This is a genomic window from Stenotrophomonas sp. ZAC14A_NAIMI4_1, assembly GCF_003086915.1.
GTDB lineage: Bacteria > Pseudomonadota > Gammaproteobacteria > Xanthomonadales > Xanthomonadaceae > Stenotrophomonas.
This window is the reverse complement of record NZ_CP026002.1, coordinates 1,295,206-1,321,124: the sequence shown is the minus strand read 5'-3', so window position 1 is coordinate 1,321,124 and position 25,919 is coordinate 1,295,206. Positions and strand designations below refer to the sequence as shown.

The window sequence follows — 25,919 nt, the reverse complement described above, 5'->3', positions numbered from 1 at the left end:
TGCTGGCCGTGCAGCACGTGGCGGTGAACAACCTGGACCAGGGCATCGCCGAACTGCTGGGCAACACCGCGCTGGAACGCGGTGCCTACCGCAACAGTTTCATCGCCACCGGCGCCGATGTGCCGCTGCGCGCCCTGCCGCTGGACCGCCCCACCCTGCACGGCCCGCAGACCGCGCGCGTGGTGGGCGTGGCCGATGCCGCGCTCAGCCCCAACCGCGAACACCAGGTGCGCATCCAGTTCGGCTGGCAGCGCGGCAGCAAGCCCAACCCGGGCGGCCTGAACGACACCGGCAGCGCGCAGCCCGGCCATGCCCCCGGTGACCACACCAGCGGCAGCTGGGTGTCGGTGGCCGAATGGGTGGCCGGGCCCAACTGGGGCACCGCCTTCCTGCCGCGCGTGGGCGCCGAGGTGCTGGTTGAATTCCTGCACGGGGATATCGACCAGCCGCGCATCACCGGCCAGCTGTACAACGGCGAAGTGGCCCCGCCCTTCGGCGGCGGCATCGACGAAAACGCCCGCCACCCCGGCGTGCTCAGCGGCCTGCACACCCAGGCCCATGACGGCAGCGGCACCCAGCAGTGGGTGATCGACGACACGCCCGGCCAGCTGCGCACGCGCCTGCACAGCTCGCTGGCCGACAGCCGGCTGGAGCTGGGCTACCTCATCGCCCACCAGGACACCGCCCGCGGCGCCCTGCGCGGCGAAGGCTTCGAGCTGGCCACCCAGGGCTGGGGCAACGTGCACGCCGGCGAAGGCCTGCTGCTGTCGGCCAGCCTGCAGCAGCGCGCCGGCTCCACGGTGATGGACAACGCCAGCGTGGTGTCGCAGCTGAAGGGGGCCGAGCGCAGCCTGGAACAGATGCAGCAGACCCTGGGCCAGCAGCAGGTGCCCGGCCTGGCCGAGTTCGAGCGGACCAAGCAGCTGCGCGAGCAGATCGATCCGCAGGCGCAGGGCCGCTATGCCGGCGACGTGAACGGGCAGAACGCGATGAAGCCCGGCAGCGATGGCCGCAGCCCCGGCGAACAGCCGGTGGAACGGCTGGGCAAACCGTTGTTGCTGGCCGAAGCCCCGCACCATGTGGCCTGGACCACCCCGGCCAGCGCAGTGGCCTATGCCGGGCAGAACCTGCAGATGACCGTGCAGCAGGACCTGCACGTCAGCGCTGGCGAGACCATCGCCACCGTGTCCGGCGAGCATGTTTCGCTGTTCGCGCAGAGCGGCCCACTGCGGGTGATTGCCGCGCAGGGGCCGGTCAGCCTGCAGGCCAACGACGGCGAGCTGGAGCTGCTGAGCGACCAGGCATTGACCATCACCGCCACCGACGACCGCATCGACGTGCTGGCGCAGACCAAGGTCGTGCTGCAGGCCGGCAGCAGCGCGATCACGCTGGAAGGCGGGAACATCACGTTCAGCTGCCCGGGCGAGTTCAAGGTCAAGGCGGGTGAGCATCCGTTCTTGGGGGGCGGCAGTGACGCCCCTGCGATACCGGTCCTCCCGAGTGGCCTGTTTTCATTCAAGGACAGCCTGCGCTTCGCCTTGGAAGGTGCGGACTCGCTGGCTACGGAGATGGGATGGAAGGACAAGGCGTACCGTATCTTCAACGACGAAGGCGAACAGGTCGCCAGCGGTACCATCGGTGAAGACGGCAGGTTGCCGCGGGTGATGGCCGACGGCTTGGGCCGCCCGCTGACCCTGGAAGTGGGCGACGACCGTTGGGAGATGTTGACTTCGACGGCAGGCAATGCGCCCGAGAACGACGGTGATACCCCCGATTCCGATGGCGATGATCCCTTCCTGGGCGATCTCGACGGCAGGGAAGCAATCGGAACGCTGACACCGGAACAGATCCTGGAACTTCTCAACGAATCGCCATCCTCGACATGAACATCCGATCATTTCTGCTCCTGCTTCCGCTCGGCATCTGCCTGGCGTCGTTTGCCCAGGCACAGCAGTACTCGCCCGGCAGCACCGACATCAAGGCCGGCCAAGGCACGGTGCGCGTGAACGCTGGCTACGTCAGCCACTTCAACGCGAACAGCTTCCACGTCTACAGCTTTCAGTACCGCCCGACGGGCACTGATTCAGTGTGGAACCAGCTTCCACTGCTGGCACGCAGCGAGGCACCGCCCGCGGAGTTCCTGGTAAAGGCGACCGCGACGGCTGACTTTCCCTTGCGCGATGCCCGTGTAGTAGTCGAGGCGGGCAAGGTGTCCGTGTACATCGCCGAACTGACGTTCAAGGACACCCCATATGACGACGATGCAACCGTCGAGCTCAAACGCTATCTGCTGAAGCAGCAACCCGATGAAGAGCGCTGGGTGCTGGTGCTCGACTCCACCCGACGGCTGGCAAAGGGCATCGATGTGACGCAAGCCCTGGCCAAGCTCCCGTCCCGATAGGAAGACACGGAATGCCTACCTATATCAGCGCTGTTTTCAACAAGGAAACGCGCACTGTGGAGTTCACCGCCGACAACGGCGACAAGCTCATCCGCAGTGGCGGCTCGCTGGCATGGCTGCTCAACAACCCCGGCAATCTGCGCCCGGGCGGCAAGTATCTGAAGATGATCGGGCAGGCCGATACCAAGAGCGGCAAGTTCGCTGTGTTCCCCACAGCGGAGGATGGGCGGGCTGAAAAGCGCGCGTTGCTGCGCCGCAAGTACAACGACATGACGTTGTACAACGCCATGCACACCTACGCGCCCGAATCGGAGAACGATACGGCCGCTTATCTGGCCTATGTGCGCAAGCGATCCGGCGCCACCGACCAGACGGTCATCAAGGACATGACCGACGAGCAGTTCAACGGGATGATCGGGGCGATGGAGCAGTACGAAGGCTTCAACGCCAAGCCCGAGACCCGCAAGGAGCGCATCGTGCATGCGACCCAGGTCACGCTGTCCGATGGTACCCGCCCCCTGCCGTCGACGCCGGTGATCGTGCGCAGCAGCACCGCCGGTGAGAAAAAGGTCAAGACCAACGATCACGGCGCTCTGCCCGCCTTCATCACCCGCCAGCCGGGCGAGATGATCGAGCTGTTCCTGGACGAATCCGGCAAGATCGGGACGCGCATCGGACAGTTCGCGCTGCAGCAGGCCTCCGCATCCCTTGTGTTTGCGCGCAACATGATGACGGTCGGTGGAAACTCCCAGCCGCACAATCCGGTGCAGGCCAGCAAGGACAAGCGAACGTCACTGCGCTACGTCGTGCAACCCGGCGATACGCTGGCAACCATTGCCAGCCGTTTCAAGACCTCGGTGGACGAACTGGTGGCAAACAACCAGATCCGCAACCGTAACCGCATCTATCCGGGGCACGTGGTGTGGATCTACGGCAAGGCACCCGCCGGCGCCGCCAATGACAGCGGGCCGGCACCGCCGGCGGCACGTGCCTCGGCGGCATACAGCGTGCGCTCCGGCGACACGCTGGGCAGCATCGCCGACCGTCATGGCACCAGTGTTGATGCGCTGATGGCCGCAAACCCGTCGATCAGCAATGCAAACCGGATCAGTCCGGGACAGAAAATCACCCTGCCTGCAGGCGCAAAAGCAGCGTCCTCCGCGTCGCAGACCGCGTCAACACGCAATACCGGTGCAGCGGCTGCGAGCAAGAGCGATCGCCCTTCCCTTGTGAAGCAGCCGACGAACACATCGGCGGGGACTTCGACCAGGCAACCTGCGGCAGTGCAGGCGCGTGACACACGCAGCCGCGAGGGCGAAGGCCATCCGATCTCGATCATTCCCTTCTCCCAGAAGCGCGCCCCCTGGGTCGAGCATGCCTATGCACAGGCACGCAAATGGGCAGGAAAGAAGGAAGCCGAGATCAGCCGCACGATCAATTTCCATTCGGAACTTGGCTACGGCAAACAATTCACTACGCTTGCTGGCAGCTCGAACGCGTGGTGCGCCTCGTTCGTGAACTGGTGCCTGCGCAGCGCTGGCTTTGCCACTTCCTCGCCCCACCCCTACCGGGCACGTTCGTTCGCTGCCGACACCACCCGCTTCAGCCAGATCGATGGGCCGGTGTTCGGCGCAGTGGCGCTGGTCGGAACATCGCACGTGGGCTTCGTCTACGCGATGGAGCGCGGCCGCCCGGTACTGCTGGGCGGAAACCAGAGCGATCAGATCAACTTCGTCCGCTTCAATCCAGCCACGCTGCGCTACTACGTGCCAAAAAGCTATCTGCCTTTTGCGCAGAAGGAACTCAAGGAATCCAAACTCGATGAACTGGCAGCCACCGATCTCAACGCGGCACTTGGCATTGTTGTGGCCAAGAAGGCTGGCGACAACACGCGCTGAACCGCTGCGATGGGCCCTGATTGCCACCATCGGGCTGGGGCTTGCGGGATGCGGTGCACCCACCTCGCCCGATGCCGAGCCAGCAGGTACCGCTGCGGCAGATGCAGCTACGCTGTCCGGTGAGGCTGATGCGGCCCCTACAGCCAAGCTGGAGGTGCTGCCGCCGCTGGGCGACGCGCAGTTGACTGATCTCTACTCCGGCACGCTGCTGAAACAGGTGGTTTTCCAGGACGCCGACGGTGCCGGTGTACTGCTGCTGTCGCGCAGCGAAAAGACCCTGCCGGCCGAAGGCGAGGAGGATCCGGTGGAGCAGATCACTCTGCGTGCGGAGCTGTACAGGCGTGCGGACCAGGCGGCGGCCTGGACGTCGCGATGGAGCGTGGACGACCCGATCCAATGCGAAGGCCTGGACCTGGACGCGGGCTATTTCCTCGACCAGGTGACGGCGACCGACCTTGACAACGATGGCCGCGCCGAGCTGACCCTGGCCAGCCACAGCTTCTGTGGCGGTGGGGTGGACCCGCAGCAGCTGCGCATCGGCCTTCGCCAGGGGGAGCAGTACTACGAAGTACGTGGTGAATCGCTGGTGGAGGTGGAAGGCGATGAACCCTTCGGCGGCGACCGGCAGGACGACCCTGCACTGGCTTCGGCTGCGCCAGCGCTGCGCGCACACGTAGACAAGGTGTGGGAGGCGATCAAGCGCGGAAGTTCACTGTGACGTCGTCACGATGCCAGAGCCTGTATCAGGCCCTCCTGCTGCTGGCGCTCTCCGCTGCTGCGGACGTCTCCATCGCGCGCACTCCGCTGCACAGCGCGCTGCAACGCGCGTGTTCGACCGCCATCGATGACAGGATCGAACTGTTACCGGTGGATGGAAAGCGCGTCAGCGCGTGTCCGCCGGGAAGTGACGAGGACTGCCCATACAGCGCCCGGGAAGGAAAGACCTTCTTGAGCGACACGCCCGATCTCAACAACGACGGGCGCGAGGACGCGATCCTCACCTACTTCGGAAGCAGCTACGGCGATCTCGATGTTACCGATAGACTGATCCTTGCCCAGTGTGCGGATGGAACCTATATCCGTCTATTGGAGGGCAGCTTCACGACATTGACGGCTCCTGTCGCGCCGCATGCTGCCTGGCCAGCACTGGACGCGACACGGGACTGCCCAGCCGGTCAGAACGGCACCGTCCGTACCGAGAAGATCCAGCTGCAGTTCGACGAGGTAACGATGCGGTATCGCGGTCCGGCAGGCATTGACCTGATCCAGGTCTGCAGTGAATAGCGACAGATGCGGCGCAGACGAGCCCCTGCTTTGATCCAACGCATGCCGTCGCCACAGGCAGGGTGCTATGGTGGCGCCACCATCTCGCAGGAGCGCCGCTCATGACCCGTTTCGGTTCCGCCCGCCTCGCCCTTGCCGCCCTTGCCACGCCGCTGCTGCTGTCGGCCTGTGTCAGCACGCCCGGCCCGCAGGTGAAGGGCTCGGGCCTCTGCGACGCCAGCCAGCTGGAGTGGGCCGTAGGCCAGCCGGGCAATGAAGAAAACATGCGCCGGCTGTCGCGTGAGAGCGGCGCGGGCCTGGTCAATCCGATCGGCCCGACCACCATCACCACCAAGGACATCCGCCCGGACCGCCTGCGGGTCTACATGGACAAGAACAACATCATCACTGCCGCACGCTGCGAGTAACCGCGCCCTGGCGGGCCCGCGGCAGGCCGGCCACGTTGGCACAGGCCGGCAGCGGCCTGTCGGGCACGTAGCTGCCGCCGATGCTGCGGAACACCCGGTCAGCGGCACACGCGGCACGCTCGCCGCTGCGGTACTTCAACTGCGGCAGGGCATCGGTGGACGGCTGGACCTCAAGGCTGGCCCCCGCCTGCCACGGCACCACCAGCAGATCACTGTCGGTCTGCACATCATCGGCCAGGTGACGAACCTGGCCCACGTGCAGCCAGGCAGGCTTTCCCTCCTGCTGCACGACCGCGGCGACCAGCACATCCTGCACCTCATTGCCTTCCACGCGGTGGGCAGGCAGGCGGATGATGTTCGGCCACACCGCAAGGCGTGCGCCTTCAGGCACGGCCACGGTCACCGCACGGTTCAGCGGTTCGCGTGCGCCGGCCATCGTTTCTTCCACCATCAGCGTGGCAAACGGCGTCTCATCGGCCTGCAGCGCCTGCACGCACCAGGCGCGGTCCTCGGTGCAGTAGCGGGCGCCGTCCGCCGCAGTGTCTGCAGCAGCGGGCACCGGTAACAGTGCTTCCAGGCGGCTGCCGGTTGCGCTGGGCGCGGCCGCCGCAGCAATCAGCGGCATCATCAGCAGCGCGGCAGACAGCGCTCGGGAAACGGGGGCGTAACTCATCAGGCATTCCTCTGCGCAGCAGCGCATCCTTGCGAATGCAGCGATGGTAACGCAGGAGATGTTCAATGCCCGTTGCAGTCGCAGCTCCCCCACCCCTTCGCCTTGGAAGTGTGGCCAATACCCGGATTGAACGTGTTGCTTGGGTCGAGCTGCCGGTAGAAGCCGGCCAGTGCCGGCTTGGCCGGATACAGGTGGCCGACGTTGTGTTCGGCCGGGTACTCGGCACCGCGCTGGTCCAGCAGCGCCCACATCGCGTGCTCGATCGCCATCGGGTCTTCGCCCTTGCGCGCGATGTAATCCTGGTGGAACACATGGCAGAGGAAGTGGCCGTAGTACAGCTTGTGCAGCAGGCGCCCGTCGATGTCGGCCGGCAGGGATTCGAACCAGTCCGCGTCGTCGCGGCGCAGCGCGATGTCCAGCGCCACGATGTCCTGTACCTGCGCACGGTGGACTTCGCGGTAGCGCACCGCCGCACCGGCGACCGCGAAACGATGCAGGAACGCCTTGCGCCCTTCTTCGGCCGTGCAGCGGAAGAAACCACCCTCGTGGTTGGCGAAACACCCGCGCAGCCAGCGCTCGGTCTCTGCGGCATCCTGTGCCGATACCTTCAGCAGCAGGTGATGTTCATAGCGCTGGCGGAACTCGTCCATGCGCGCCGGCAGATGCGAGGGCAGCAGGCCGGTCAGTGCCTGCATCACCCGGTCGGTCACCCCGCGCAGGCCCCATCGCTCGAACCAGCCATCGACGCGGCTCTTGAGCGCGAATGCGGCCGGCACGCGCGCGGTGCCCAGGCGATCGATCAACAGGAACGTGTCCTTTCCATAACGCTCGCCAATGTCATAGGCGTCGCGATGGATGTACTCACCCGCAATCGGCAGGCGCTCGAAACCGGTCAGCAGCTGGCGGCGGATGGCGGTGAGCGTGGCGGTGCGGTTGCTGCCGATGTAGAAGACCTCGGCGGCTTCCTTTTCGAACGTATCCAGGCGCACGGCGAATACGGCCAGCTTTCCCGCCGAACCGGCCGCTTCGTAATGGCGGCTGGGATCGGCGTTGAACCGTGCGGGCGTATCGGCATCGATCCGCCGCACCTCCTCGGCATAGCGTGGATCGGACGCGGCGCGACCGTCGCCGTCACCCACATCGGACGCGCTGTACTGCCCATCCTGCAGGCGCTGCAGGATCTGCTCCGGGGTATCGCCCAGGGCGATGCCCAGGTGGTTGACCAGCTGCAGTGTGCCCTGCGCATCGACCTGCGCGTACAGTGCCAGCTCGGTGTACGCCGGGCCACGGCGCACCAGCGCGCCGCCGGAATTGTTGCAGACGCCACCCAGCACCGAGGCGCCGATGCAGGACGATCCGATCACCGAATGCGGTTCGCGTCCCAGCGGTGCGAGCGTCTGCTCAAGGCGGTCCAGTGTTGCGCCTGGCAGGCACAGCACCTGGCGGCCTTCGTTCAACAGCTGGATGCCGGTCAGGCGCAGCGTGCTGACCAGCACGATCGGCCGGCCGTAGTCGTCGCCGTCCGGGGTCGAACCGCCGGTCAGGCCGGTGTTGGCCGCCTGCAGGATGATCGCTGCCCCACCCTGCACTGCCGCCTGCAGCGCGCGCCACAGTTCCAGCAGCGTGCCCGGGCGCACCACCGCCAGCACCGGGCCATCACCGAAGCGGTAGCCGCGGCGAAAGCGCCGGGTGGCCTTGTCGCTGGTCAGTACATGGCGGCTGCCGACCGCGTCGCGCAACTGCGCCAGCACGGCGTCGTGGCCACTCATGGCAGGCTCACCAGCGAGTCACGGCCGATATCGGCGATGCGACGCGCGCCGGTCAGGGTCATCGCCACGCGCATTTCCTTGGCGATCAGGTCCAGCAGGTTGGCCACGCCGGCCTCACCCTGTGCGGCGAGCGCATAGACAAAGGCACGGCCCAGCAGCACGGTGTCGGCGCCCAGCGCCAGCATGCGCACCACGTCCAGGCCGTTGCGGATGCCCGAATCAGCCAGGATCTTCAGGTCGCCCTGCACGGCATCGGCAATGGCCGGCAGTGCGCGTGCAGTGGACAGCACGCCGTCCAGCTGGCGGCCACCATGGTTGGACACCACGATGCCATCGGCACCGAACTTCACCGCATCGCGGGCGTCGTCCGGATCGAGGATGCCCTTGATCACCATCGGGCCCTTCCAGAACTCGCGGATCCACTCCAGGTCCTTCCAGGAAATGGACGGGTCGAAGTTGCTGCCCAGCCAGCCGATGTAGTCTGCCAGCCCGGTCGGATTGCCGCGGTAGGCGGAGATGTTGCCGAGGTCGTGCGGGCGACCGAACAGGCCAACATCCCAGGCCCACTGCGGATGGGTGATGGCCTGGCCGAAGCGGCGCAGCGAGGCATTGGGACCGCTCATGCCCGAATGCGCGTCACGATAGCGCGCGCCCGGCACCGGCATGTCCACGGTGAACACCAGGGTGGTCACGCCCGCCGCCTGTGCGCGCTCCAGCGCATTGCGCATGAAGCCGCGGTCGCGCAGCACGTACAGCTGGAACCACATCGGCCGCTGGATGGCCGGCGCCACTTCTTCGATCGGGCAGACCGAGACAGTGGACAGGGTGAAGGGAATACCGCGACTGTCGGCCGCACGCGCGGCCTGCACCTCGCCGCGCCGTGCGTACATGCCGGTCAGGCCGACCGGGGCCAGCGCCACCGGCATCGCCAGCGTCTCGCCGAACAATTCGGTTTCCAGGCTCAGGTCGGACATGTTGCGCAGGATGCGCTGGCGCAGCGCGATGTCGGACAGATCGGAAACATTGCGCTTCAGCGTGTGCTCGGCATACGCGCCGCCATCGATGTAGTGGAACAGGAACGGCGGCAGGCGGCGTTGCGCTGCGGCACGGTAATCGGTGGAGGCGGAAATGATCATGGGGTCAACCGGAAGTAATCAGCCATGCGGAGAAGGTAGGCGCGAAGCGCGTGCACGCCGCGCCTCGTTGTCATCGAGGGTGCGCAGCGTGGTGTGCACGAACGCGAGGTGGGCGTGCGCGGCGGCGCGCGCGCGTTCGGGATCGCCGGCCAGCACCGCATCCATCATTTCGCGGTGCTGGTCGGACAGCGGCGAGAACGTGCGGGCCGAGGTGTAGAGCTTTTCGCGGCTCTGCGAGATGTTGGTCTGCAGCAGCTCGAACAGCCCGCGCATCACCTGCAGCAGCACCAGGTTGTGCGAGGCTTCGGCGATGGACAGATGGAACGCCGCATCGGCTTCGGCCTCGCCGGCCGGATCATCCTTGCCGTGCGCATCCATCATGGTCTGGAAGGCCTGCGCGATGCGCGCGCGGTCTTCGTCGGTGGCACGCAGTGCGGCATGCCAGGCAGTGGCACCTTCCAGCGCGTGGCGGATCTCGAGCACGTCGAAGCGGTATTCCGGATCGCCCTGGAACAGCGGTAGATACGGAGCCAGCGGCTCGTCCAGCGCCTGCCGGGCCCGCGCGGCAGGCTCGGCCACGTAGGTGCCGCCGCCCACACGGGCGGTCAGCAGCCCCTGGCTGGCCAGCTGCGCGATCGCCTCGCGCAGCGCGGTACGCGAAACCCCAAGCTGCACCGCCAGCGCGCGCTCGGCCGGCAGCCGGTCACCCGGCTTCAGCTGCTGCTCCTGCACCAGCACGCGCAGCTGCGCGGCCACCTTGTCCGAAACCCGTTGCATGCTCATGGCGCCATTGTCGCCCGAAGCATGCAGCGGTGGGTCAGCCTGCCCGACATGGCTCAGGGAACCATCCAGGTCAGCCAGTAGGCCTGGGCCAGGGTGATCAGGCCGACCATCGTGGTGAAGATCAGGCTGTGCTTGACCGTGAAGCGGAACAGGTCCGACTCCCTGCCTGCCAGGCCCACCGCGGCGCAGGCAATGGCGATCGACTGCGGCGAGATCATCTTGCCGGTTACCCCGCCGGTGGTATTGGCCGCCACCAGCAGCACGTCGGACACGCCGATCTGCTGCGCGGTGGTCGCCTGCAGCGCCGAGAACAGCGCGTTGGAGGAGGTGTCCGAGCCGGTGAGGAACACGCCCAGCCAGCCCAGGAACGGCGAGAAGAACGGGAAGGCCTTGCCGGTGTGGGCCAGTGCCAGCGCCAGCGTGGCCGACAGCCCGGAGTAGTTGGCGATGAAGGCGAAGGCCAGCACCATGCCGATGGAGTAGATCGGCACGCGCAGCTCGCGCACGGTTTCGCCGAAGGTCTGCACGGCGGCCCTGGCCGGCATGCGCAGGGCCAGGATGGCGATGACTGCAGCGAGGAGGATCGAGGTGCCGGTAGCCGAGAACCAGTCGAACGTGTAGACCGCGTCGTAGCTCAGGGGTGCCGGCACGATCGGCGGCATCTTCTGCACCATCTGGTCCAGCCCCGGCACCGGAATTTTCAGCACCCAGCCCTGCAGCGGGCCGCCTGCTGCGAACAACGCCTTGAACGGCTTGATGCTCCACAGGGTGACCATGGCGGTGAGAATCAGGAACGGCGACCACGCCTTGGCGATCTGGCCGACGCTGTAGCGCGGTGCGTCCAGCGCCTGCGCGGCAGCCTCGGCACTGGTGGCGGTGTCGAAACGGAAGATGCGCACCGGCTTCCAGCGGCGCAGGAACAGGGTCAGGCAGACCAGCGAGGCCAGTGACGCGGTGATGTCGGGCAGTTCCGGGCCGATGAAGTTGGACGTCAGGTACTGGGCGATGGCGAACGAACCACCGGCCACCAGGACCGCCGGCCAGGTTTCCCGGATGCCACGCCACCCATCCATGATGGCCATGATCCAGAACAGCACGATGACGGTGAGGAAGGGCAGCTGGCGCCCGGCCATCTGGCCGATCTCGAACGCGTCCAGGCCGGTGACCTGCCCGGCGACGATGATCGGGATGCCCATCGCGCCGAATGCCACCGGCGCGGTGTTGACGATCAGGCACAGGCCCGCGGCATACAGCGGCTTGAAGCCCAGCCCGACCAGCAGCGCGGCGGTGATGGCCACCGGCGCGCCGAAGCCGGCCGCGCCCTCCAGGAAGGCGCCAAAGGCAAAACCGACCATGAGCATCTGCAGGCGCTGGTCCTCGGTGACCGACAGGATCGAGGCGCGGATGATGTCGAACTGGCCGGTTTTCACCGAGACTTTGTAGAGGAACACCGCGCCGATGATGATCCACGCGATCGGCCACAGGCCGTAGACGAAGCCGTAGCCCGCCGCGCCCAGCGCCTGCGCCAGCGGCATCCGGTAGAACAGCAGGGCAACGCCGAGTGCGATGGCCACGGTGAGCGTGCCGGCCAGCCACCCCTTCATGCGCAGCACGGCCAGGGCAACGAAGAAGAACGCGATCGGCAGCAGCGCGATCAGGCTCGACAACCACAGGTTGCCGGCGGGGTCGTACAGGTGTTGCCAGGGCTGCATGGAGGCTCTCGACTGGGGACGGGTTCACCACCGCATCCGGTGGTTCGTCGTGGCCCTCATTCCTATTGGTCGTACCAATAAGAAAAAAGCGAGCCACTGGACGCAGATTGGACCGTCGATCGTGCGTGGAGCCTATTAGACCATAGGGCTGGACGGATTATTGGTCCTACCATTTCCCTGCAGAGCACTCACAACCGTTTCTCCACCCGCCGGATCACCGCCAGCACCAGCACGCAGAGCACGCTGACGCCGATGGCAATCACGTACTTGCCGATGCCCACGGCAATGCCGATGGCCGCAGCCATCACCAGTGAACTGGCGGTGGTCAGCCCGCTGACCTGGTCCTCGCGGTTGCCGCGCAGGATGGTGCCGGCGGCAACGAAGCCGACGCAGGCCACGACCGCCTCGATCAGGCGCACCGGGTCGACCTGCAGCAGGTCGCGGTAGCGCTCCTGCTGGAAGTGCTCGGCCACCGAATCACCGAGGCCGACGATCAACGCCGCCGCCCCGGCGATCAGCATATGGGTACGCAGGCCTGCGGCGTGCTTGCCCATCTCGCGTTCGACGCCCAGCACACCGCCGAACAGCATCGCTGCGGCCACGCGCAGCAGGATCGATACGTCCTGGGTAAGTTCCATTGGCGGCCTCCGGGCGTTTTCCCGGAGCGTGGCGCGAGGGCCGTGGCATCACAGTGAAGGCGCCAGCACAGCCGGTTCACCCGCCCGCGCCGGGGGTTGCCCGGCGCCGTCTGCACTCAGCGCATCACTGCGCCAGGTAACCGCCATCGATCGCGTAGTAGGTGCCGGTCGCGAACGAGGCGTCATCGCTGGCCAACCAGGCCACCAGCGCGGCCACTTCCTCCGGCGTGCCCAGGCGCTTGAGCGCATGGCGGCCTTCCAGCGTAGCCCGCACCTTGGCATCCATCTTGTCCAGCAGCGGCGTGGCGATGAAGCCCGGACCGACCGCGTTGATGCGGATGCCGTCGGGAGCATGTTCCCATGCAGCGGTCTGGGTCAGGCCAACCACGCCGTGCTTGGCGGCCACGTAAGCGGTGGAACCGGCATAGCCCACCTGGCCCAGGATCGAGGCCATGTTGATGATGCTGCCGCCCTTGCCCGCCGCGCGCATCGCCTGGATCTGCGCACGCTGGCACAGGAACACGCTGGTGAGGTTCACGTCGACCACGCGCTTCCAGCCATCGACCGGGTAATCGCCACTGCTCGCGGCCGGGCCGCCGATGCCGGCGTTGTTCACCGCCACGTCGATGCCACCGAGTTCCTTCACCGTGCGCTGCACGGCGGCTTCCACCGCCGCTTCATCGGTGACATCCAGGGCGATGCCGATGGCCTGCACGCCCTTGGCCGTGAGGGTCTGCACGGTGGCGTCCACCGCGTCCTGCTTCAGGTCCCACACCGAAATACCGGCACCCGATGCAGCGAGCAGTTCGGCCACCGCCAGGCCGATACCGGATACACCACCGGTCACGATGGCGGTCTTGCCCTTGAGCTGGTAATCGATCATCTGTGTTCTCCACGTGTTGGTAAGGCGTGCGGAGCGCGTCCGCCTGATGATGACGTTACGCCCGCGCGTGTTACGGACATGCCATCCCAGGGCGCCATCGACACGCACGGCCTGCAACGATCCTTCCCATCGCTGCAACGCGTTCGCGCCTATGCTCAGGCCCACACCTCTCCCCTGTGGAACCTTCGATGAGTCCTGCCGCCGATCTGCTGTTCACGCCTACCCGCCTTGGCGACATCGCCGTGGCCAATCGCATCGCCATGGCACCGCTGACGCGCAACCGGGCCCTGCCCGACCGCGTGCCCTCGCCGCTCGCCATCACCTATTACCAGCAGCGCGCCAGCGCTGGCCTGATCATCGCCGAGGCGACGCAGATCAGCCCACTCGGCCAGGGCTACCTGGATACCCCGGGCATCTACAGCGACGCGCAGGTTGCTGCATGGAAATCAGTGACCGACGCGGTACACGCTGAAGGCGGACGCATCGTGCTGCAGCTCTGGCACGTCGGCCGCATCTCCCACACCAGCCTGTTGCCCGAAGGCGAAGTGCCGGTGGCGCCGAGCGCGATCCGCGCCAATGGCAAGACCTTCACCGCCAATGGCTTCGAAGATGTGTCGGCGCCCAGGGCGCTGGCCATTGAAGAGATCCCGGCACTGATCGAGGACTACCGCATCGCTGCCCGCAATGCGATCGCCGCCGGCTTCGACGGTGTGGAAGTGCACGCGGCCAACGGCTATCTGATCGACCAGTTCCTGCGCGATGGCAGCAACCACCGCAGCGATGCCTACGGCGGCAGCATCGAGAACCGCACGCGCCTGTTGTTTGAAGTGGTGAGCGCCGTGGCCGAAACCATCGGCGCAGCGCGCACCGGTGTTCGCCTGTCGCCGGTCACGCCGGTCAACGATGCGCACGACAGCGACCCGCAGCCGCTGTTCGACCGCGCGGTGGAGCGCCTGGACACGATCGGCGGCCTGGCCTTCATCCATGTGATCGAAGGCGCCACCGGCGGCGACCGTGACAACCTCGCCTTCGACTACGCGGGCCTGCGTGCGCGTTTCCGTGGCCCGTGGATCGCCAACAACGGCTACGACGCTGCGCGTGCCGAGCAGGCCGTGGCGAGCGGCTACGCCGACATGGTCGCCTTCGGGCGTCCGTTCATCGCCAACCCTGATCTGGTTGCCCGCCTGCGCAGCGGTGCTGCGCTGGCCGATCTCGACCCCGCCACGCTGTATGGCGGCGGCGAGCACGGCTACACCGACTACCCTGCACTGGGCGCGTAAGCCAGCGTTGCGGCCCGTCGCTGCGGCGGCGGGCCCGCGCTAGAATATCGTTGCGAGCCGACGCCAGCACTTTCCTCCCCAGCTGAGCGGCTTAGCAATGTCCCGATATTTCACGTTTGCCGATTACCGTCGCTTCGGTGATCGGCACGGCTATGACTATCGCGCCGACCCGCGCGACCTGCGCGATGACCAATGGATCGGTCGTGGCGAAATGCACGAACAGACCCTGCGCGGTGGCCTCAGCCTGGTTGCCACGGATGTGTGCAACCGCGTGGGCTATACGGCCACTGCCGAGCAGCGCCCGGGCCTGTCGATCCGGATGATGCTGGATGGGCAGGTGGATGTGCAGGTGCCGCAGCGTGAGGCATTCAGACTGCGCGCGGGTACCGCGATGACCAGCCATCACCGCGAACCGGTCGAGATGCGCGGCGTGCATCCGGGCAGCGTGCGCCTGCGCGGTGTGAGCCTGTGCCTGCCCGCGGAGTTAGATGTGGAGCTGCTGCAGCAACCCGCGCTGCAGCAGGCGCTGCACGGACCCGGGGTCGGCTGCCGGCACTGGGCCATTCCGCACACGCTGCTGCCCGCGCTGTCACAGTTGTTCGACAGCCCCTGGCAGGGTGGACTGGATGCGCTGTGGCGCGAGGGCCTGGCCCTGCAGATCCTGGCCGTGGGCCTGCAGGCCGACGATCTTCATCCCGCCACACCCCGTGCGCTGCGTGCCGGCCAGCGCGCGCGGCTGGAACGCGTGCGTGCGTTCCTGCGCGAGGACCCCAGCCATGAACACAGCCTGGTCGAGCTGGCGCAGATCGCCTGCATGAGTCCCAGTTCGCTGCGTCGTCATTTCGTGCAGCAGTACGGCTGCTCGGTGTTCGATTACCTGCACGAGCAGCGCATGCACCACGCCGAACAAGGCCTGCGCGAGCGCGGCTGGAGCGTGGAGCAGGCTGCGGCGGCTACGGGCTATCGGCACCCGAGCAACTTCGCAGCCGCTTTCCGCAAGCGCTTCGGGTTGGTGCCCAGCCGCTGGCGCACCGGGCCATCGAAGGTAGGGTGACCTGCTTTGGCATGGCATGCCGGCCAGCGGCCGGCACTACCCCGCCGGGCATGGCCCGCCGCTACCTGGTGGGTGTCGACCGTTGGTCGACACGCTCTTGCATGACATGCCGGCCAGCGGCCGGCACTACCACCGTCCGCTTCAGTACACCGGCAAATCGATGTAACTGGCCTGTGCGGCGCTGTGCCAGACCCGCTGCGTGGCCTTCTGGTAATCGGCCGGCTTGGCCAGGTAGATGTTCGGCACGTAGGTCTGCGGGTTGCGGTCGTACAGCGGGAACAGGCTGGACTGCACCTGCACCATCACCCTGTGCCCCTTCTGGAATACGTGGTTGGCATTGGGCAGGTCGAAGCGGTACGGCAGCACCTGGTTGGCGGCCAGTGCCTTGGGCGCGCTGAAGCTCTCGCGGTAGCGACCACGGAAGATCGCCAGTGACACCGGCAGCTCGTAGCCACCCATCTCCGGCGTCGATGCCTCCTGGTCGGGATAGACGTCGATCAGCTTCACCACCCAGTCGCTGTCGGTGCCGCTGGTGGAGGCCTGCAGGTGCACCACCGGCGCGCCACCAATGCGAAGGGGTTCGTTCAGCGGTTCAGTGATGAAGGACAGCACGTCCGGCCGACCGTCGACGAAGCGCTGGTCCTTCACCAGCCAGGTGGTCCACATGTCACGGTCGCCGAAGCGTACCGGGCGCGGCACGAACGGCACCGGCTTGGCCGGGTCGGACACGTATTCCTCGAAATCACCCTCGCCCGCCGCCGGCGCCTGGAAGGCCAGCTTGCCACCGGCACGCAGGTACAGCGGCTTGCTGGTCGCAGTGCAGTCCTTCTCGCAGCTGCGCGGCCAGCCCTGCAGGCGATCCCAGTGGTTCTCGCCGGTGTTGTAGACCAGCACCGGCGGCGTGTCGGCCTTCGGTGCGCCATCCACCAGATACTGATCGAAGAACGGCTTGAGCACGTCGCGGCGGAACTGCAGCGCGGTATCGCCATCGAACTTCAGCGCCCCCAGCTCGTTGCCGGTGTAGTTCACCTGGCTGTGCCGCCACGGTCCCATCACCAGATAGTTGAGCGTGTTGCCGGTGTCACGGCCTTCCATCGCCCGGTAGGCGTGGTTGGCGCCCCACATGTCTTCCTGGTCCCACAGGCCCTGCAGCCACATGGTCGGCACCTTCAGCGGCGTCTTCGCCATCACTGCATCCAGCGCCTGGCCCTGCCAGAACGCATCGTAGGCCGGGTGCTCGACCAGCTTCTTCCACCAGGTCAGCTTGTCCACGCCGGTAAAGCGGGCGTAGTCACCGGCCGAGCCGATGCGCAGGAACGTGCTGTAGTCGTCGTAGCCGAGGCTGGGCAGCGGCGTGCCCTTGCCGCGCTTCTCGGTCTGCATGGCGAAATAGTTGAAGTTGACCTGGCGGAACGCACCGTAGTTGAGCCAGTCATCGCCCATCCAGCCATCGACCATGGGGCTCTGCGGTGCGGCCACCTTCAGTGCGGGGTGCGGGTCGGTCAACGCCATCACCACGGTGAACCCTTCATACGACGAGCCCAGCATGCCGACCTTGCCGTTGGTTTCCGGCACATGCTTGACCAGCCAGTCGATGGTGTCCCAGGCGTCGGTGGAATGGTCCACCTTGGTGTTGTTCAGCGGCCCGCGCAGCGGCCGGGTCATCACGTAATCGCCTTCGGAACCGTACTTGCCGCGGATGTCCTGGAACACGCGGATGTAGCCGCCATCGACGAACACTTCATCGCCCTGCGGCAGCATGTCACGCATGCGCGGCGAATCGGTGCGGCTGGCGCGGCCGGCGGCATCGTAGGGCGTGCGGGTCAGCAGGATCGGCGCGTTGTGCGCGCCCTTGGGCACCACGATGACGGTGTACAGCTTGGTGCCATCGCGCATCGGCACCATCACCACGCGCTTGTCATAGTCGCGGCCGACATCGGGGGCCACGAAGGGCTTTCCGCTGATGTCCGGGGTCATCGGCGGGGTATCGGCGGCCAGCACGGTGCTGGACAGGCAAAGGGCGATGGCTACAGCAACGGCACGCACACGCATGGAAACCCCTCCCGGCAGGAAAGACCCAAGCGTACTCCTGCCCCGCCCGGTGAAGTGTGTGCGGGCTTTGCGTTCCGCGCTCTTTGGAGGCAGGACTGATGGCACATGCCAAGCGGTGCTGGGCAGCGCCCGCCGGGCATGGCCCGGCGCTACCGATCCGCGCGCCCGAGGTAGCGCCGGGCCATGCCCGGCGGATCCGTCAGCCCGATTGAACCTCATGCAGCGCCAACCATCGCCAATGCCCCTGCTCCTGCCGCAGCACCGCCAGCGACTCCCGCCATGCGGTCGCCGCGTCTCCCACGGCGTGCCCTTCGCGGTAACGCAGCACCGCCAGCGGTGACGGCGCCTCGATCGCCTGCACGGCGTCGATGGCGATGCGCAGGCCAGGCCGTGCCCCATGCCCGCCGACGAACAACGCCTGTACCGCCTGCCGATCCAAGCGCCGCCCGGCGATGCCGACCATGCTGAAATCCGCGCAGAAGTGCGCCATCAGATCGTCGAGTGCTTCGGCGCCCACCTCGGCGCGGAACCAGGCCTGCAGCATGTCGTGCAGTTGGTGGATTTCATGTTCGGCGGTGTGTTGCATCAGGCACGCTCCGGTTGCGCAAGGGTCAGTGGCTGCGAACGGCGCAACAGCGCCATCGGCAGCAGGGTAAGGACAGCGGCCAGGCCCAGCGCCACACCGGTGGCCCGCGCCGGCAGCCATTGCAGGGCCAGGGCCAGCAGCAGCGCGATGGCGGCGGTACCGAGGCAGAAGCTGAGCTGGCGGTTGAGATTCCACAGCGCACTGGCATCACCCAGCGCTTCACCCTCCACACCGTGGAAGGCCAGCGTCTGTGCGGTGCTGCTGCACAAGCTGCCGCCGGCGCCCATCAACGCGTACAACAGCGCTGCCAGCGCAAACGGGGGCTGCGGCAACAGCGCCATCAACATCAGGCCGCTGGCCTGCAGCAGCATGCCAGCGCGCAGCACTGCTGCCGGCCCGAAGCGCGCGAGCAGGCGTCGGCTGCAGGTGATGGCCACCGCCGACGCCAGCGCCCACGGCAGCATCAGAGCACCGATGCGCGCGGCACTGTAGCCCGCCTGATGCAGCTGCAGCGTGCTGGCCAGCTGGCTGCCGATGAAAACGCCCGGCACCCCCAGATAGACCAGCATTGCCAGCCGCAGCCCGCGATGGGACAGCAGCGACCAGCGCAGCAGCGGCTGTGCCTGCTGGCGCGCGTGGCGCAGGTGGGCGGTCGCCAGCAGCAGCGCCACCAGCAACAGCACCGCGCCGGCAATCCGGTGGCCGGGTTCGCCCAGCCAGGTCAGCGCCAGCAGCAGCACGCCCAGCGCGCTCATCGCGGTGGCCAGCGCGTAGGCCTGCAGGCGGGGCGCAGTGCGTTCGCCATCGGCCGGCATCCAGGCCAGTACCAGACCCATCGCCGCCAGTGCCAGCGGCAGGCTGGCCCAGAGCACGCCCCGCCAGGACAGCCACTGCACCAGCAGCCCGCCCAGCGCCGGCGCCAGCGCTGGCACCAGCAGCGCCACCAGCAGGATGCGGCGGGTCAGCGCGCCACGCTGCTCAGGGCTGCATTGCCGGTAGGCCGCGGCCTGCGCGACCGGAATCAGCAGGCCGCCGGCCAGGCCCTGCAGCAGCCGCCAGCCCAGCAGCCAGCCGATACCCGGCGCCGCACCGGCCAAGGCCGCCGCCAACGCGAACAGCAGCAGGGCCGCCAGCAACAGTCGCCGTTCACCACAGCGCGCGGCCAGCCACGGCGCCAGCGGAATCACCACGCTCAAGCCGAGCATGTAGGCCGTGCCGACCCATGCCAGGGTGCTGATGTCCGCCTGCAGTTCGGCTGCCAGCGCCGGGTAGGCCACCGTGGCGATGAACATGTTGACCAGGTCCAGCGCGAACACCAGCAGGAAGATCGCCTCATGGCGCAGGCGGGGAGAGGGCATCGGCGGCGCTCCAGCGGGGAAGCGCGCAGCATGCCCGCTGCAGTCTGTTGGAAAAACACGACACCAGCTGCAACACTGTCAAATCTTTCTTGACAATGAATCGCCATGGTCAGCCTGGATCGCTTTGACATCTTCCGTGCCGTGGTCGACGCCGGCAGCCTTACCGCAGCCGCCGAGCGCCTGGGCCTGAGCCGCGCGGTGGTCAGCTTCAACCTGAAACGGCTGGAGCAGGAGCTGGGCGTGACCCTGCTGCTGCGCAGTACCCGCCACCTGGCGCTGACCGAGGCCGGCGAAGAGTTCCTGCAGCACTGCGTGCAGGCACTGGAGGCCGCGCAGGCGGCCATCGATGCCGCGCGCCGCGACCAGCACCAGCTGCAGGGCACGCTGCGCCTGACCACCACGCCGGAGTACGCGCAGCTGCGGCTGATCCCGGCGCTGGAGGCATTCCGTGCACGACACCCGGCGCTGCAGCTGCATCTGTCGACCTCACCGGCACCGGCCGACCTGATTCCCGAACGCTTCGATCTGGCGATCCGCCTCGGCCGCCTGCCAGATTCGGGCCTGCACGCCAGTGAACTGGAGCGCCACCCACTGTGCGCGGTGGCGGCTCCATCCCTGCTGGCACGCCTACCCTCCACCGAGGCGGCCGATGATCCTGTACAGCTGGGCACCCTGCCCCGCCTGGGCTACCCACGCCTGGCCGATGTGCCGGTGGTGGCGCCGGATGGCAGCGACGCCTTGTTTGCCACCAACCCGGGCAATGCGGTGGTGCGCGTAGATGGTGCCAGCAGCCTGCGCGCTTTCGCTGTGGCCGGCGCCGGGGTCACCGTGCTGCCACGCTGGCTGATCGAGGACGATCTGGCCCAGGGTCGGCTGCGACCGGTACTGCGCCAGCACCGCTTCCCGCAGCAGAGCGTGTACGCGGTCTACCCGCACAGCACGCAGCCCTCGCCAAAGGTACGGCAGCTGATTGAATTCCTGCGCGGGTGGTTTGGCTGAGGACATTTATCGCAACCTCCACGCATGCACACCCTGGGAGACATCACTCGGACTGGAGCCTTCGCTGCGCTGAGACCGCCACCATCTTGTCCGGGTCGGCGGAAAGCAGTTCTAGAATCCGAGGCGTCACTTTGGGATTGCAGACGATACGATGCCGAACGGTCGCATCAACATCGTGCGCCAAACGGGACATAAGCCCCTCACTCAGCCGACGTTTGCACGCGATGCTCCAACGAACGTCGACGTCTTCGCTGGTAGCCAGCTGTTCGATGATGAACTCGGGAATTGTTTTGTTCCCGGCGACACAGCGCGCCAGCTCAGGGTAGGCCGCAAGGATATCGATCCACGTCTGATCCTCGGCCTGCTGCCAGGCAAATGATGCATCTGACTCGTTTTCACACAACTGCTTGAATGCCCATGCGCTCGTGATCATTCGCTGGTTCTTCTGCGGCAGCCGGTCAGTATTAACTGAGTGGAAGAACGGCTCCAGTGGCAGAAGCGACATGACGGTCTGCCGGATGTCCCCTTCTCCAGCGTCCGCCGGGCATGGCCCGGCGAGCGCAGCGAAAGTCCGCAAACAGACACGGCCCCTTTATGGGGCCGTGTCTTCAACCATCAGTCTCGCGCCGCATCAGCGCAGCACCTGCTCCACCAGCTGCACGTCCACCGTCTGCAGCGGCTCGGCGGCGTTGCGCGACAGCTGCACCTGGTAGGTGCCACCGTCGATCTTCCACTGGCGGGCCTGCGCATCGTAGTGGGCCAGGGTCTTCGGCTCGGCTTCGATGCGGATGCGGCGCTGTTCGCCCGGCTGCAGCTGCACCTTGTCATAGCCGATCAGGCGGATCGGCGTGGTGCTGCCGGCCGGCAGCTTCAGATACAGCTGGGGCACGTCGGCACCGGCGCGCTTGCCGGTGTTGCGGATGTCCACGCTGGCGACCAGGCGCGAGCCTTCCACGCTCACCTTCAGGTTTTCATAGGCGAAGGAGGTGTAGGACAGGCCGTGGCCGAAGGCGAAGGTCGGGGTCAGGCCCTTGGCCGCCATCCACTTGTAGCCGACGTTGGCGCCTTCGATATCGAAATCGAACACGTCGCCGAATTCCTTCTTGGGCTTGAAGCCCAGGCCGTCGATGTGCGGGCGCGGCAGCTGCGATTCGTCCACCACCCAGGTCACCGGCAGGCGGCCGGACGGGTTGGCCTGGCCGGTCAGCAGCGCGGCGATGCCTTCGCCACCGCGGATGCCCGGGTACCAGGCCTGCAGCATCGCCGGCACCTGCGCCAGCCACGGGGTACGCACCGGGCCGTTGGTTTCCAGCACCAGCACGGTCTTCGGGTTGGCCTTGGCCACCGCCGAGATCAGCGCATCCTGGTTGTCCGGCAGCTGCATGTCCGGCAGGTCCACCGATTCGGCCGCCCACTGGGTGGCGAACACGATGGCCACGTCGGCCTGCGCGGCCGCCTTGGCCGCTGCGGCGGCGTTGGTGCCGTCCACGTACTCGATGGTCGCGTCCGGGCGCGCAGCGCGCAGCGATTCCAGCGGCGAGGACGGGTGGAAGATCACCGGGCCCGGCCAGGTGGTCGGCATCACGCCGGGCACCGCGTTGGTGCCCTTGGCGGTCACGCCGACCATCGACGAACCACCGCCACCGATCACGCCCTTGTCGGCATGGCCGCCGATGATGACGATGCGCTTCACGCTGTCGGCCAGCGGCAGCAGGTTGCCTTCATTGCGCAGCAGCACGCTGCCCTCTTCCACCGTGCGCTGGGCAACGGCGTAGCCGGCTTCGGCATCCACCTTCTGGTGCTGCGGCGGGTTGTCGAAGTTGCCATGCAGGAACATCGTGCGCAGGATGCGCGCCACCATGTCGTTCAGGCGCGCCTGCGGCACTACGCCGCCGTGCACGGCCAGGCGCAGCGGTTCGTCGAAGAACACTGCCGCGTCGAACACTTCACCGGCCGACTGCTGGTCCAGGCCGGCCAGCGCCGCCTTCGAACCGCTGTGCACGCCACCCCAGTCGGACATCACGAAACCGGGGAACTTCCATTCCTGCTTCAGCACCTGGTTCATCAGGTAGCCGTTCTCGCAGCCGTAAGTGCCGTTGATCTTGTTGTACGAGCACATCGCAACACCCGGGCGGCCGGCGTCCAGCGCGATCTCGAAGGCCAGCAGGTCCGATTCGTGCATGGCCTGTTCGCCGATGCGCACGTCGTGGAAGTTGCGGCGGGTCTCCATGTCGTTCAGCGCGAAGTGCTTCATCGAGGAGATCACGTGCTGGCTCTGCACGCCCTGGATCAGCGCACCGACCATCGAGCCGGCCAGCAGGGGATCTTCACCGGCGTATTCGAAGTTGCGGCCGTTGCGCGGGTCACGCTGCAGGTTGACGCTGCCCGACAGCAGGATGTTGAAGCGCTGCTGCCACGCTTCGCGGCCCATGGTCGCGCCGCCGGCGAAGGCCACTTCGCGGTTCCAGCTGGACGCGGTGGACGGGCCGGACGGCATGGCGGTGGCGAAGTCACCCGGGCGGATGCCGCCTGGATTGGTCACGCCCACGCCGGCATCGGCCGACTGCTGCGCCGGGATGCCCAGGCGCGGCACTGCCGGCACGAAACCGGCCGAACCCACGGCGCCTTCCGGCAGCGGGCCACCGTCCTTGCCCAGCCCGAAGTAGCTGTGCAGCATCTGGAACTTCTCGTCCTCGGTCATCGCCTTCAGCAGCAGCGCGGCGCGCGCGTCGGCGTTGAGGGTGCTGTCCATCCACGGCTGCTCGCCGCCCTTGTCGGCCACGTAGGCCAGGGTCAGCAGGGTCGCGCGCAGGGTGCTGCCATCAATCTTGAATGGCGCGCTGCTGGCCGCCTGGAAGCCATCGCTGAAGTAGCTGGCATCGGCTTCCAGGGCCACGCGGGCCGGGTCGAAGCCGGCCGCCTTGGCCGACTCACCGGCCACCGCACCCAGCAGCACCGCCGGTGCGCCCAGGCGCGAACGGGTGACCAGGGCGGGCAGGCGGGCGGCACCCGCGCCGGCATCGGTGTACAGCGCCACGGTGTGGCGGCCGTCGTCCAGGCGCAGGTAGTTCAGGCCCGGCTGGTCGGGGCCGGATTCGGCGGCGATCGGCAGGCGCGTCAGCACGGCCTGGCCCTGCTGGGTCTGGCCATCATCCTTGCCGGCGGCGATGAAGCGGTATTCGTAGCCCAGGCCATCGGCCAGCAGCTGCAGCGGATCGACCTGGCCGATGCCTCGCTGCACCTGGCGCACGCTGACCGCGTCCACTTTCAGGGATTTCAGCTGGGCAGCCAGGGCGGGGATCGCATCCTGGGTCGGTGCCTGTTCCAGGGTCAGCACGGTGAAGGCGGCCGTGTCGGCCCAGGCCGGGGCGGCCAGCGCGGCAGACAGCGCAAGGGACAGGGCGAGCGGCTTTGTAAACGTTTTCATCGGCGGGCGTAATTCCGTTGCCAAGGCAATCGGTCCAGGGAAAGTGCCGCCGAAGGGTGCAGCGTTCATGCCGCGCGGGCGTTGCCAGGCAACACACCGCGGGCCAGGGGACGGACCGGTCTGCGCGCGGGACCCTCCTCCCGGCGTGACAACCTGCCTGCCCGGGCCGCATAGCGACCCATCTTGTTAAGATTGTGCGAGGGCATTGATGGCTGTCAACAGGACCTAAGTCACAGGCCGCTGCGACGGCATGGTTATCAGGCCATCACCGGCGGTCATCAGCGGGTCGCAGGGGCGTACCGATAATGGGAGTCCCCGGCGATGGACCGAGCCCATGAACGTACACCGCACTTTCGACCACCTCTGGCGCGACCGCTGTGATACTTCCAGCCAGCGCAGCCCGCGCGTGCTCATCCGCGTGTTCGTCACCCCCGGTGAACTGGAGCGCAGCGTCGCGTTCTACGAGCAGCTGCAGGGCGTGGTGGCCGATGCCGGCTTTCCGTTCCCCGATGCGGGCCTGCGCCTGGCCATGGTTGGCGCCTTCCTGCTGATCGAAGGCAGCGATGACGCGCTGGCGCCGTTCACCTCCACCACCGGCACCCTGCTGGTCGACGATGTCCGGCCGTACCACGACCGGCTGGTGGCCGCCGGCGCCGAGATCATCTTCCCGCTGCAGGTCGTGCCCACTGGCGCGGCATTCAATGCAGTGCACCCCGATGGCACCGTGGTCGAATACGTGCACCACCGCCCGGACCCGCACGGGCGGTGATGGGGCGGCTTCGACAGCTGGCTAGTGGCCAGTAGATCCACGCCATGCGTGGATGCTTTTCAAATCAACACGAGCTATTCAATTCCGGTAGAGGTCATCCACGCATGGCGTGGATCTACAATGCCCGCATGTCCCACCCCGCCCTGCCCTGGAATGGCACCCTGCTGCTGGATGCACACGCCGCCCTGCTGCAGGGCCATGCCGGTGGCAGCGGCACGCACGCGCACTACGCCCACCAGCTGCTGGTCAGCGACGGCGCGCCCTGGCAGGTGGAGATCGATGGCGTTCCGCACCTCGGCCAACGCCTGTGGCTGCCATCCTTCGTGCCGCATGCCATCCTCTCCGCGCCGCAGGACGGCTGCACCCTGTTCCTCGAACCGGCCCATGCCGATCTCGAACAGATCCAGCAGCACCTGTACCAGCTGCCCGCCGATATCAGCATCCTGCACGAGCGACTGCCGCAGCTGAGCCGCGCGCAGCCGCTGGACCGCCGCGTGCAGGTGGCACTGGAACGCATCGCCCAGCACCTGCCCGGCCCGGTGCCCGCCGCCGATATCGCCGGGGCCGCGCATCTGTCAACCAGCCAACTGCACCGGCGTTTCCAGTCCGACCTCGCGGTGACCCTGCGTGGCTGGGTGCTGTGGCAGCGCCTGCGCTCCGCACTGGCACACCACCTGCACGGTCACAGCCTGACCGACAGTGCGCACGCTGCGGGCTTCGCCGATCTGGCCCATCTGTCGCGCAGCCTGCGCCGTATGTTCGGCATCGGCGCGGCACAGCTGCAGGGGCTGCAGCTGCGCGCCACCTGAG

23 protein-coding genes are annotated in these 25,919 nt (G+C 67.2%); 11 read left to right on the top strand and 12 right to left on the bottom strand.

The window, feature by feature from the left end; all coding sequences use genetic code 11:
• The 6 genes from C1926_RS06140 to C1926_RS06115 all read left to right on the top strand — a co-directional run.
• On the top strand, window positions 1-1,886 hold a 1,886-nt coding region (locus tag C1926_RS06140; RefSeq protein WP_254057377.1), incomplete at its 5' end, for a DUF2345 domain-containing protein.
• Window positions 1,883-2,401: a hypothetical protein gene (locus C1926_RS06135; protein ID WP_108758587.1), complete on the top strand. Its 519-nt coding sequence runs from the start codon at window positions 1,883-1,885 to the stop codon at window positions 2,399-2,401. The genes C1926_RS06140 and C1926_RS06135, both read left to right, overlap by 4 nt.
• 11 nt (window positions 2,402-2,412) lie before the next feature.
• Entirely contained in the window at window positions 2,413-4,299 is a 1,887-nt protein-coding gene (locus tag C1926_RS06130) for a TIGR02594 family protein (protein WP_108758586.1), read from the top strand.
• Between the two features lie 154 nt (window positions 4,300-4,453).
• Complete coding sequence (locus C1926_RS06125; protein WP_108758585.1) at window positions 4,454-5,017, top strand: hypothetical protein; 564 nt, start codon at window positions 4,454-4,456, stop codon at window positions 5,015-5,017.
• Window positions 5,014-5,583, top strand: a complete 570-nt coding sequence (locus C1926_RS06120) for a hypothetical protein (RefSeq protein ID WP_108758584.1) — start codon at window positions 5,014-5,016, stop codon at window positions 5,581-5,583. Before C1926_RS06125 ends, C1926_RS06120 begins: the two co-directional genes overlap by 4 nt.
• 101 nt (window positions 5,584-5,684) lie before the next feature.
• Window positions 5,685-5,990 (top strand): I78 family peptidase inhibitor, encoded by a 306-nt coding sequence (locus tag C1926_RS06115; RefSeq protein ID WP_108758583.1) that lies wholly within the window; start codon window positions 5,685-5,687, stop codon window positions 5,988-5,990.
• Here C1926_RS06115 and C1926_RS06110 read toward each other — a convergent pair.
• The 7 genes from C1926_RS06110 to C1926_RS06080 form a co-directional block, all read right to left on the bottom strand.
• On the bottom strand, window positions 5,968-6,663 hold the full coding sequence (locus C1926_RS06110; RefSeq protein WP_108758582.1) for a hypothetical protein: 696 nt from the start codon (window positions 6,661-6,663) through the stop codon (window positions 5,968-5,970). The genes C1926_RS06115 and C1926_RS06110 overlap by 23 nt on opposite strands.
• 62 nt (window positions 6,664-6,725) lie before the next feature.
• Entirely contained in the window at window positions 6,726-8,432 is a 1,707-nt protein-coding gene (gene dld, locus C1926_RS06105; RefSeq protein WP_108758581.1) for a D-lactate dehydrogenase, read from the bottom strand.
• Entirely contained in the window at window positions 8,429-9,568 is a 1,140-nt protein-coding gene (gene lldD / locus C1926_RS06100) for an FMN-dependent L-lactate dehydrogenase LldD (RefSeq protein ID WP_108758580.1), read from the bottom strand. Before lldD ends, dld begins: the two co-directional genes overlap by 4 nt.
• A gap of 18 nt (window positions 9,569-9,586) precedes the next feature.
• Window positions 9,587-10,351, bottom strand: coding sequence for a transcriptional regulator LldR (gene lldR / locus C1926_RS06095; protein ID WP_079225270.1), 765 nt, complete (start codon window positions 10,349-10,351; stop codon window positions 9,587-9,589).
• A 53-nt stretch (window positions 10,352-10,404) separates the two neighbouring features.
• The gene (gene lldP / locus C1926_RS06090; RefSeq protein ID WP_108758579.1) at window positions 10,405-12,063 is read right to left on the bottom strand and encodes an L-lactate permease; all 1,659 of its coding nucleotides are present in this window, start codon (window positions 12,061-12,063) and stop codon (window positions 10,405-10,407) included.
• A gap of 188 nt (window positions 12,064-12,251) precedes the next feature.
• Complete coding sequence (locus C1926_RS06085; RefSeq protein WP_079222238.1) at window positions 12,252-12,701, bottom strand: MgtC/SapB family protein; 450 nt, start codon at window positions 12,699-12,701, stop codon at window positions 12,252-12,254.
• Window positions 12,702-12,825: 124 nt separating this feature from the next.
• Window positions 12,826-13,584 carry an SDR family NAD(P)-dependent oxidoreductase gene (locus C1926_RS06080; RefSeq protein ID WP_108758578.1) on the bottom strand — a complete coding sequence of 253 codons (759 nt, stop codon included), beginning with the start codon at window positions 13,582-13,584 and terminating at the stop codon, window positions 12,826-12,828.
• Between the two features lie 188 nt (window positions 13,585-13,772).
• Between C1926_RS06080 and C1926_RS06075 the strand changes: the two genes are divergently transcribed.
• Window positions 13,773-14,864 carry an alkene reductase gene (locus C1926_RS06075; RefSeq protein ID WP_108758577.1) on the top strand — a complete coding sequence of 364 codons (1,092 nt, stop codon included), beginning with the start codon at window positions 13,773-13,775 and terminating at the stop codon, window positions 14,862-14,864.
• Window positions 14,865-14,961: 97 nt separating this feature from the next.
• Complete coding sequence (locus tag C1926_RS06070; protein WP_108758576.1) at window positions 14,962-15,918, top strand: AraC family transcriptional regulator; 957 nt, start codon at window positions 14,962-14,964, stop codon at window positions 15,916-15,918.
• A gap of 141 nt (window positions 15,919-16,059) precedes the next feature.
• Here the strand turns inward: C1926_RS06070 and C1926_RS06065 are convergent, their stop codons facing one another.
• The 3 genes from C1926_RS06065 to C1926_RS06055 form a co-directional block, all read right to left on the bottom strand.
• Window positions 16,060-17,970 carry a CocE/NonD family hydrolase gene (locus C1926_RS06065; protein WP_108758575.1) on the bottom strand — a complete coding sequence of 637 codons (1,911 nt, stop codon included), beginning with the start codon at window positions 17,968-17,970 and terminating at the stop codon, window positions 16,060-16,062.
• A 199-nt stretch (window positions 17,971-18,169) separates the two neighbouring features.
• The gene (locus tag C1926_RS06060) at window positions 18,170-18,556 is read right to left on the bottom strand and encodes a DUF4440 domain-containing protein (RefSeq protein ID WP_108758574.1); all 387 of its coding nucleotides are present in this window, start codon (window positions 18,554-18,556) and stop codon (window positions 18,170-18,172) included.
• Window positions 18,556-19,914 carry an MFS transporter gene (locus C1926_RS06055; RefSeq protein ID WP_108758573.1) on the bottom strand — a complete coding sequence of 453 codons (1,359 nt, stop codon included), beginning with the start codon at window positions 19,912-19,914 and terminating at the stop codon, window positions 18,556-18,558. Before C1926_RS06055 ends, C1926_RS06060 begins: the two co-directional genes overlap by 1 nt.
• A 105-nt stretch (window positions 19,915-20,019) precedes the next feature.
• Here C1926_RS06055 and C1926_RS06050 point away from each other — a divergent pair, with 105 nt between their 5' ends.
• Window positions 20,020-20,913 carry a LysR family transcriptional regulator gene (locus C1926_RS06050; RefSeq protein ID WP_108758572.1) on the top strand — a complete coding sequence of 298 codons (894 nt, stop codon included), beginning with the start codon at window positions 20,020-20,022 and terminating at the stop codon, window positions 20,911-20,913.
• A gap of 43 nt (window positions 20,914-20,956) precedes the next feature.
• Here C1926_RS06050 and C1926_RS06045 read toward each other — a convergent pair whose 3' ends face one another.
• Together C1926_RS06045 and C1926_RS06040 are read right to left on the bottom strand one after the other, a co-directional pair.
• Window positions 20,957-21,418, bottom strand: coding sequence for a hypothetical protein (locus C1926_RS06045; protein ID WP_108758571.1), 462 nt, complete (start codon window positions 21,416-21,418; stop codon window positions 20,957-20,959).
• 126 nt (window positions 21,419-21,544) lie between these two features.
• On the bottom strand, window positions 21,545-24,340 hold the full coding sequence (locus tag C1926_RS06040) for a glycoside hydrolase family 3 C-terminal domain-containing protein (RefSeq protein ID WP_108758570.1): 2,796 nt from the start codon (window positions 24,338-24,340) through the stop codon (window positions 21,545-21,547).
• 334 nt (window positions 24,341-24,674) lie between these two features.
• Here C1926_RS06040 and C1926_RS06035 point away from each other — a divergent pair, with 334 nt between their 5' ends.
• Both C1926_RS06035 and C1926_RS06030 read left to right on the top strand, forming a co-directional pair.
• Window positions 24,675-25,109 carry a glyoxalase gene (locus C1926_RS06035; protein ID WP_079222247.1) on the top strand — a complete coding sequence of 145 codons (435 nt, stop codon included), beginning with the start codon at window positions 24,675-24,677 and terminating at the stop codon, window positions 25,107-25,109.
• A gap of 104 nt (window positions 25,110-25,213) precedes the next feature.
• Complete coding sequence (locus C1926_RS06030) at window positions 25,214-25,918, top strand: AraC family transcriptional regulator (RefSeq protein WP_108758569.1); 705 nt, start codon at window positions 25,214-25,216, stop codon at window positions 25,916-25,918.
• Window position 25,919: the final 1 nt, after the last annotated feature.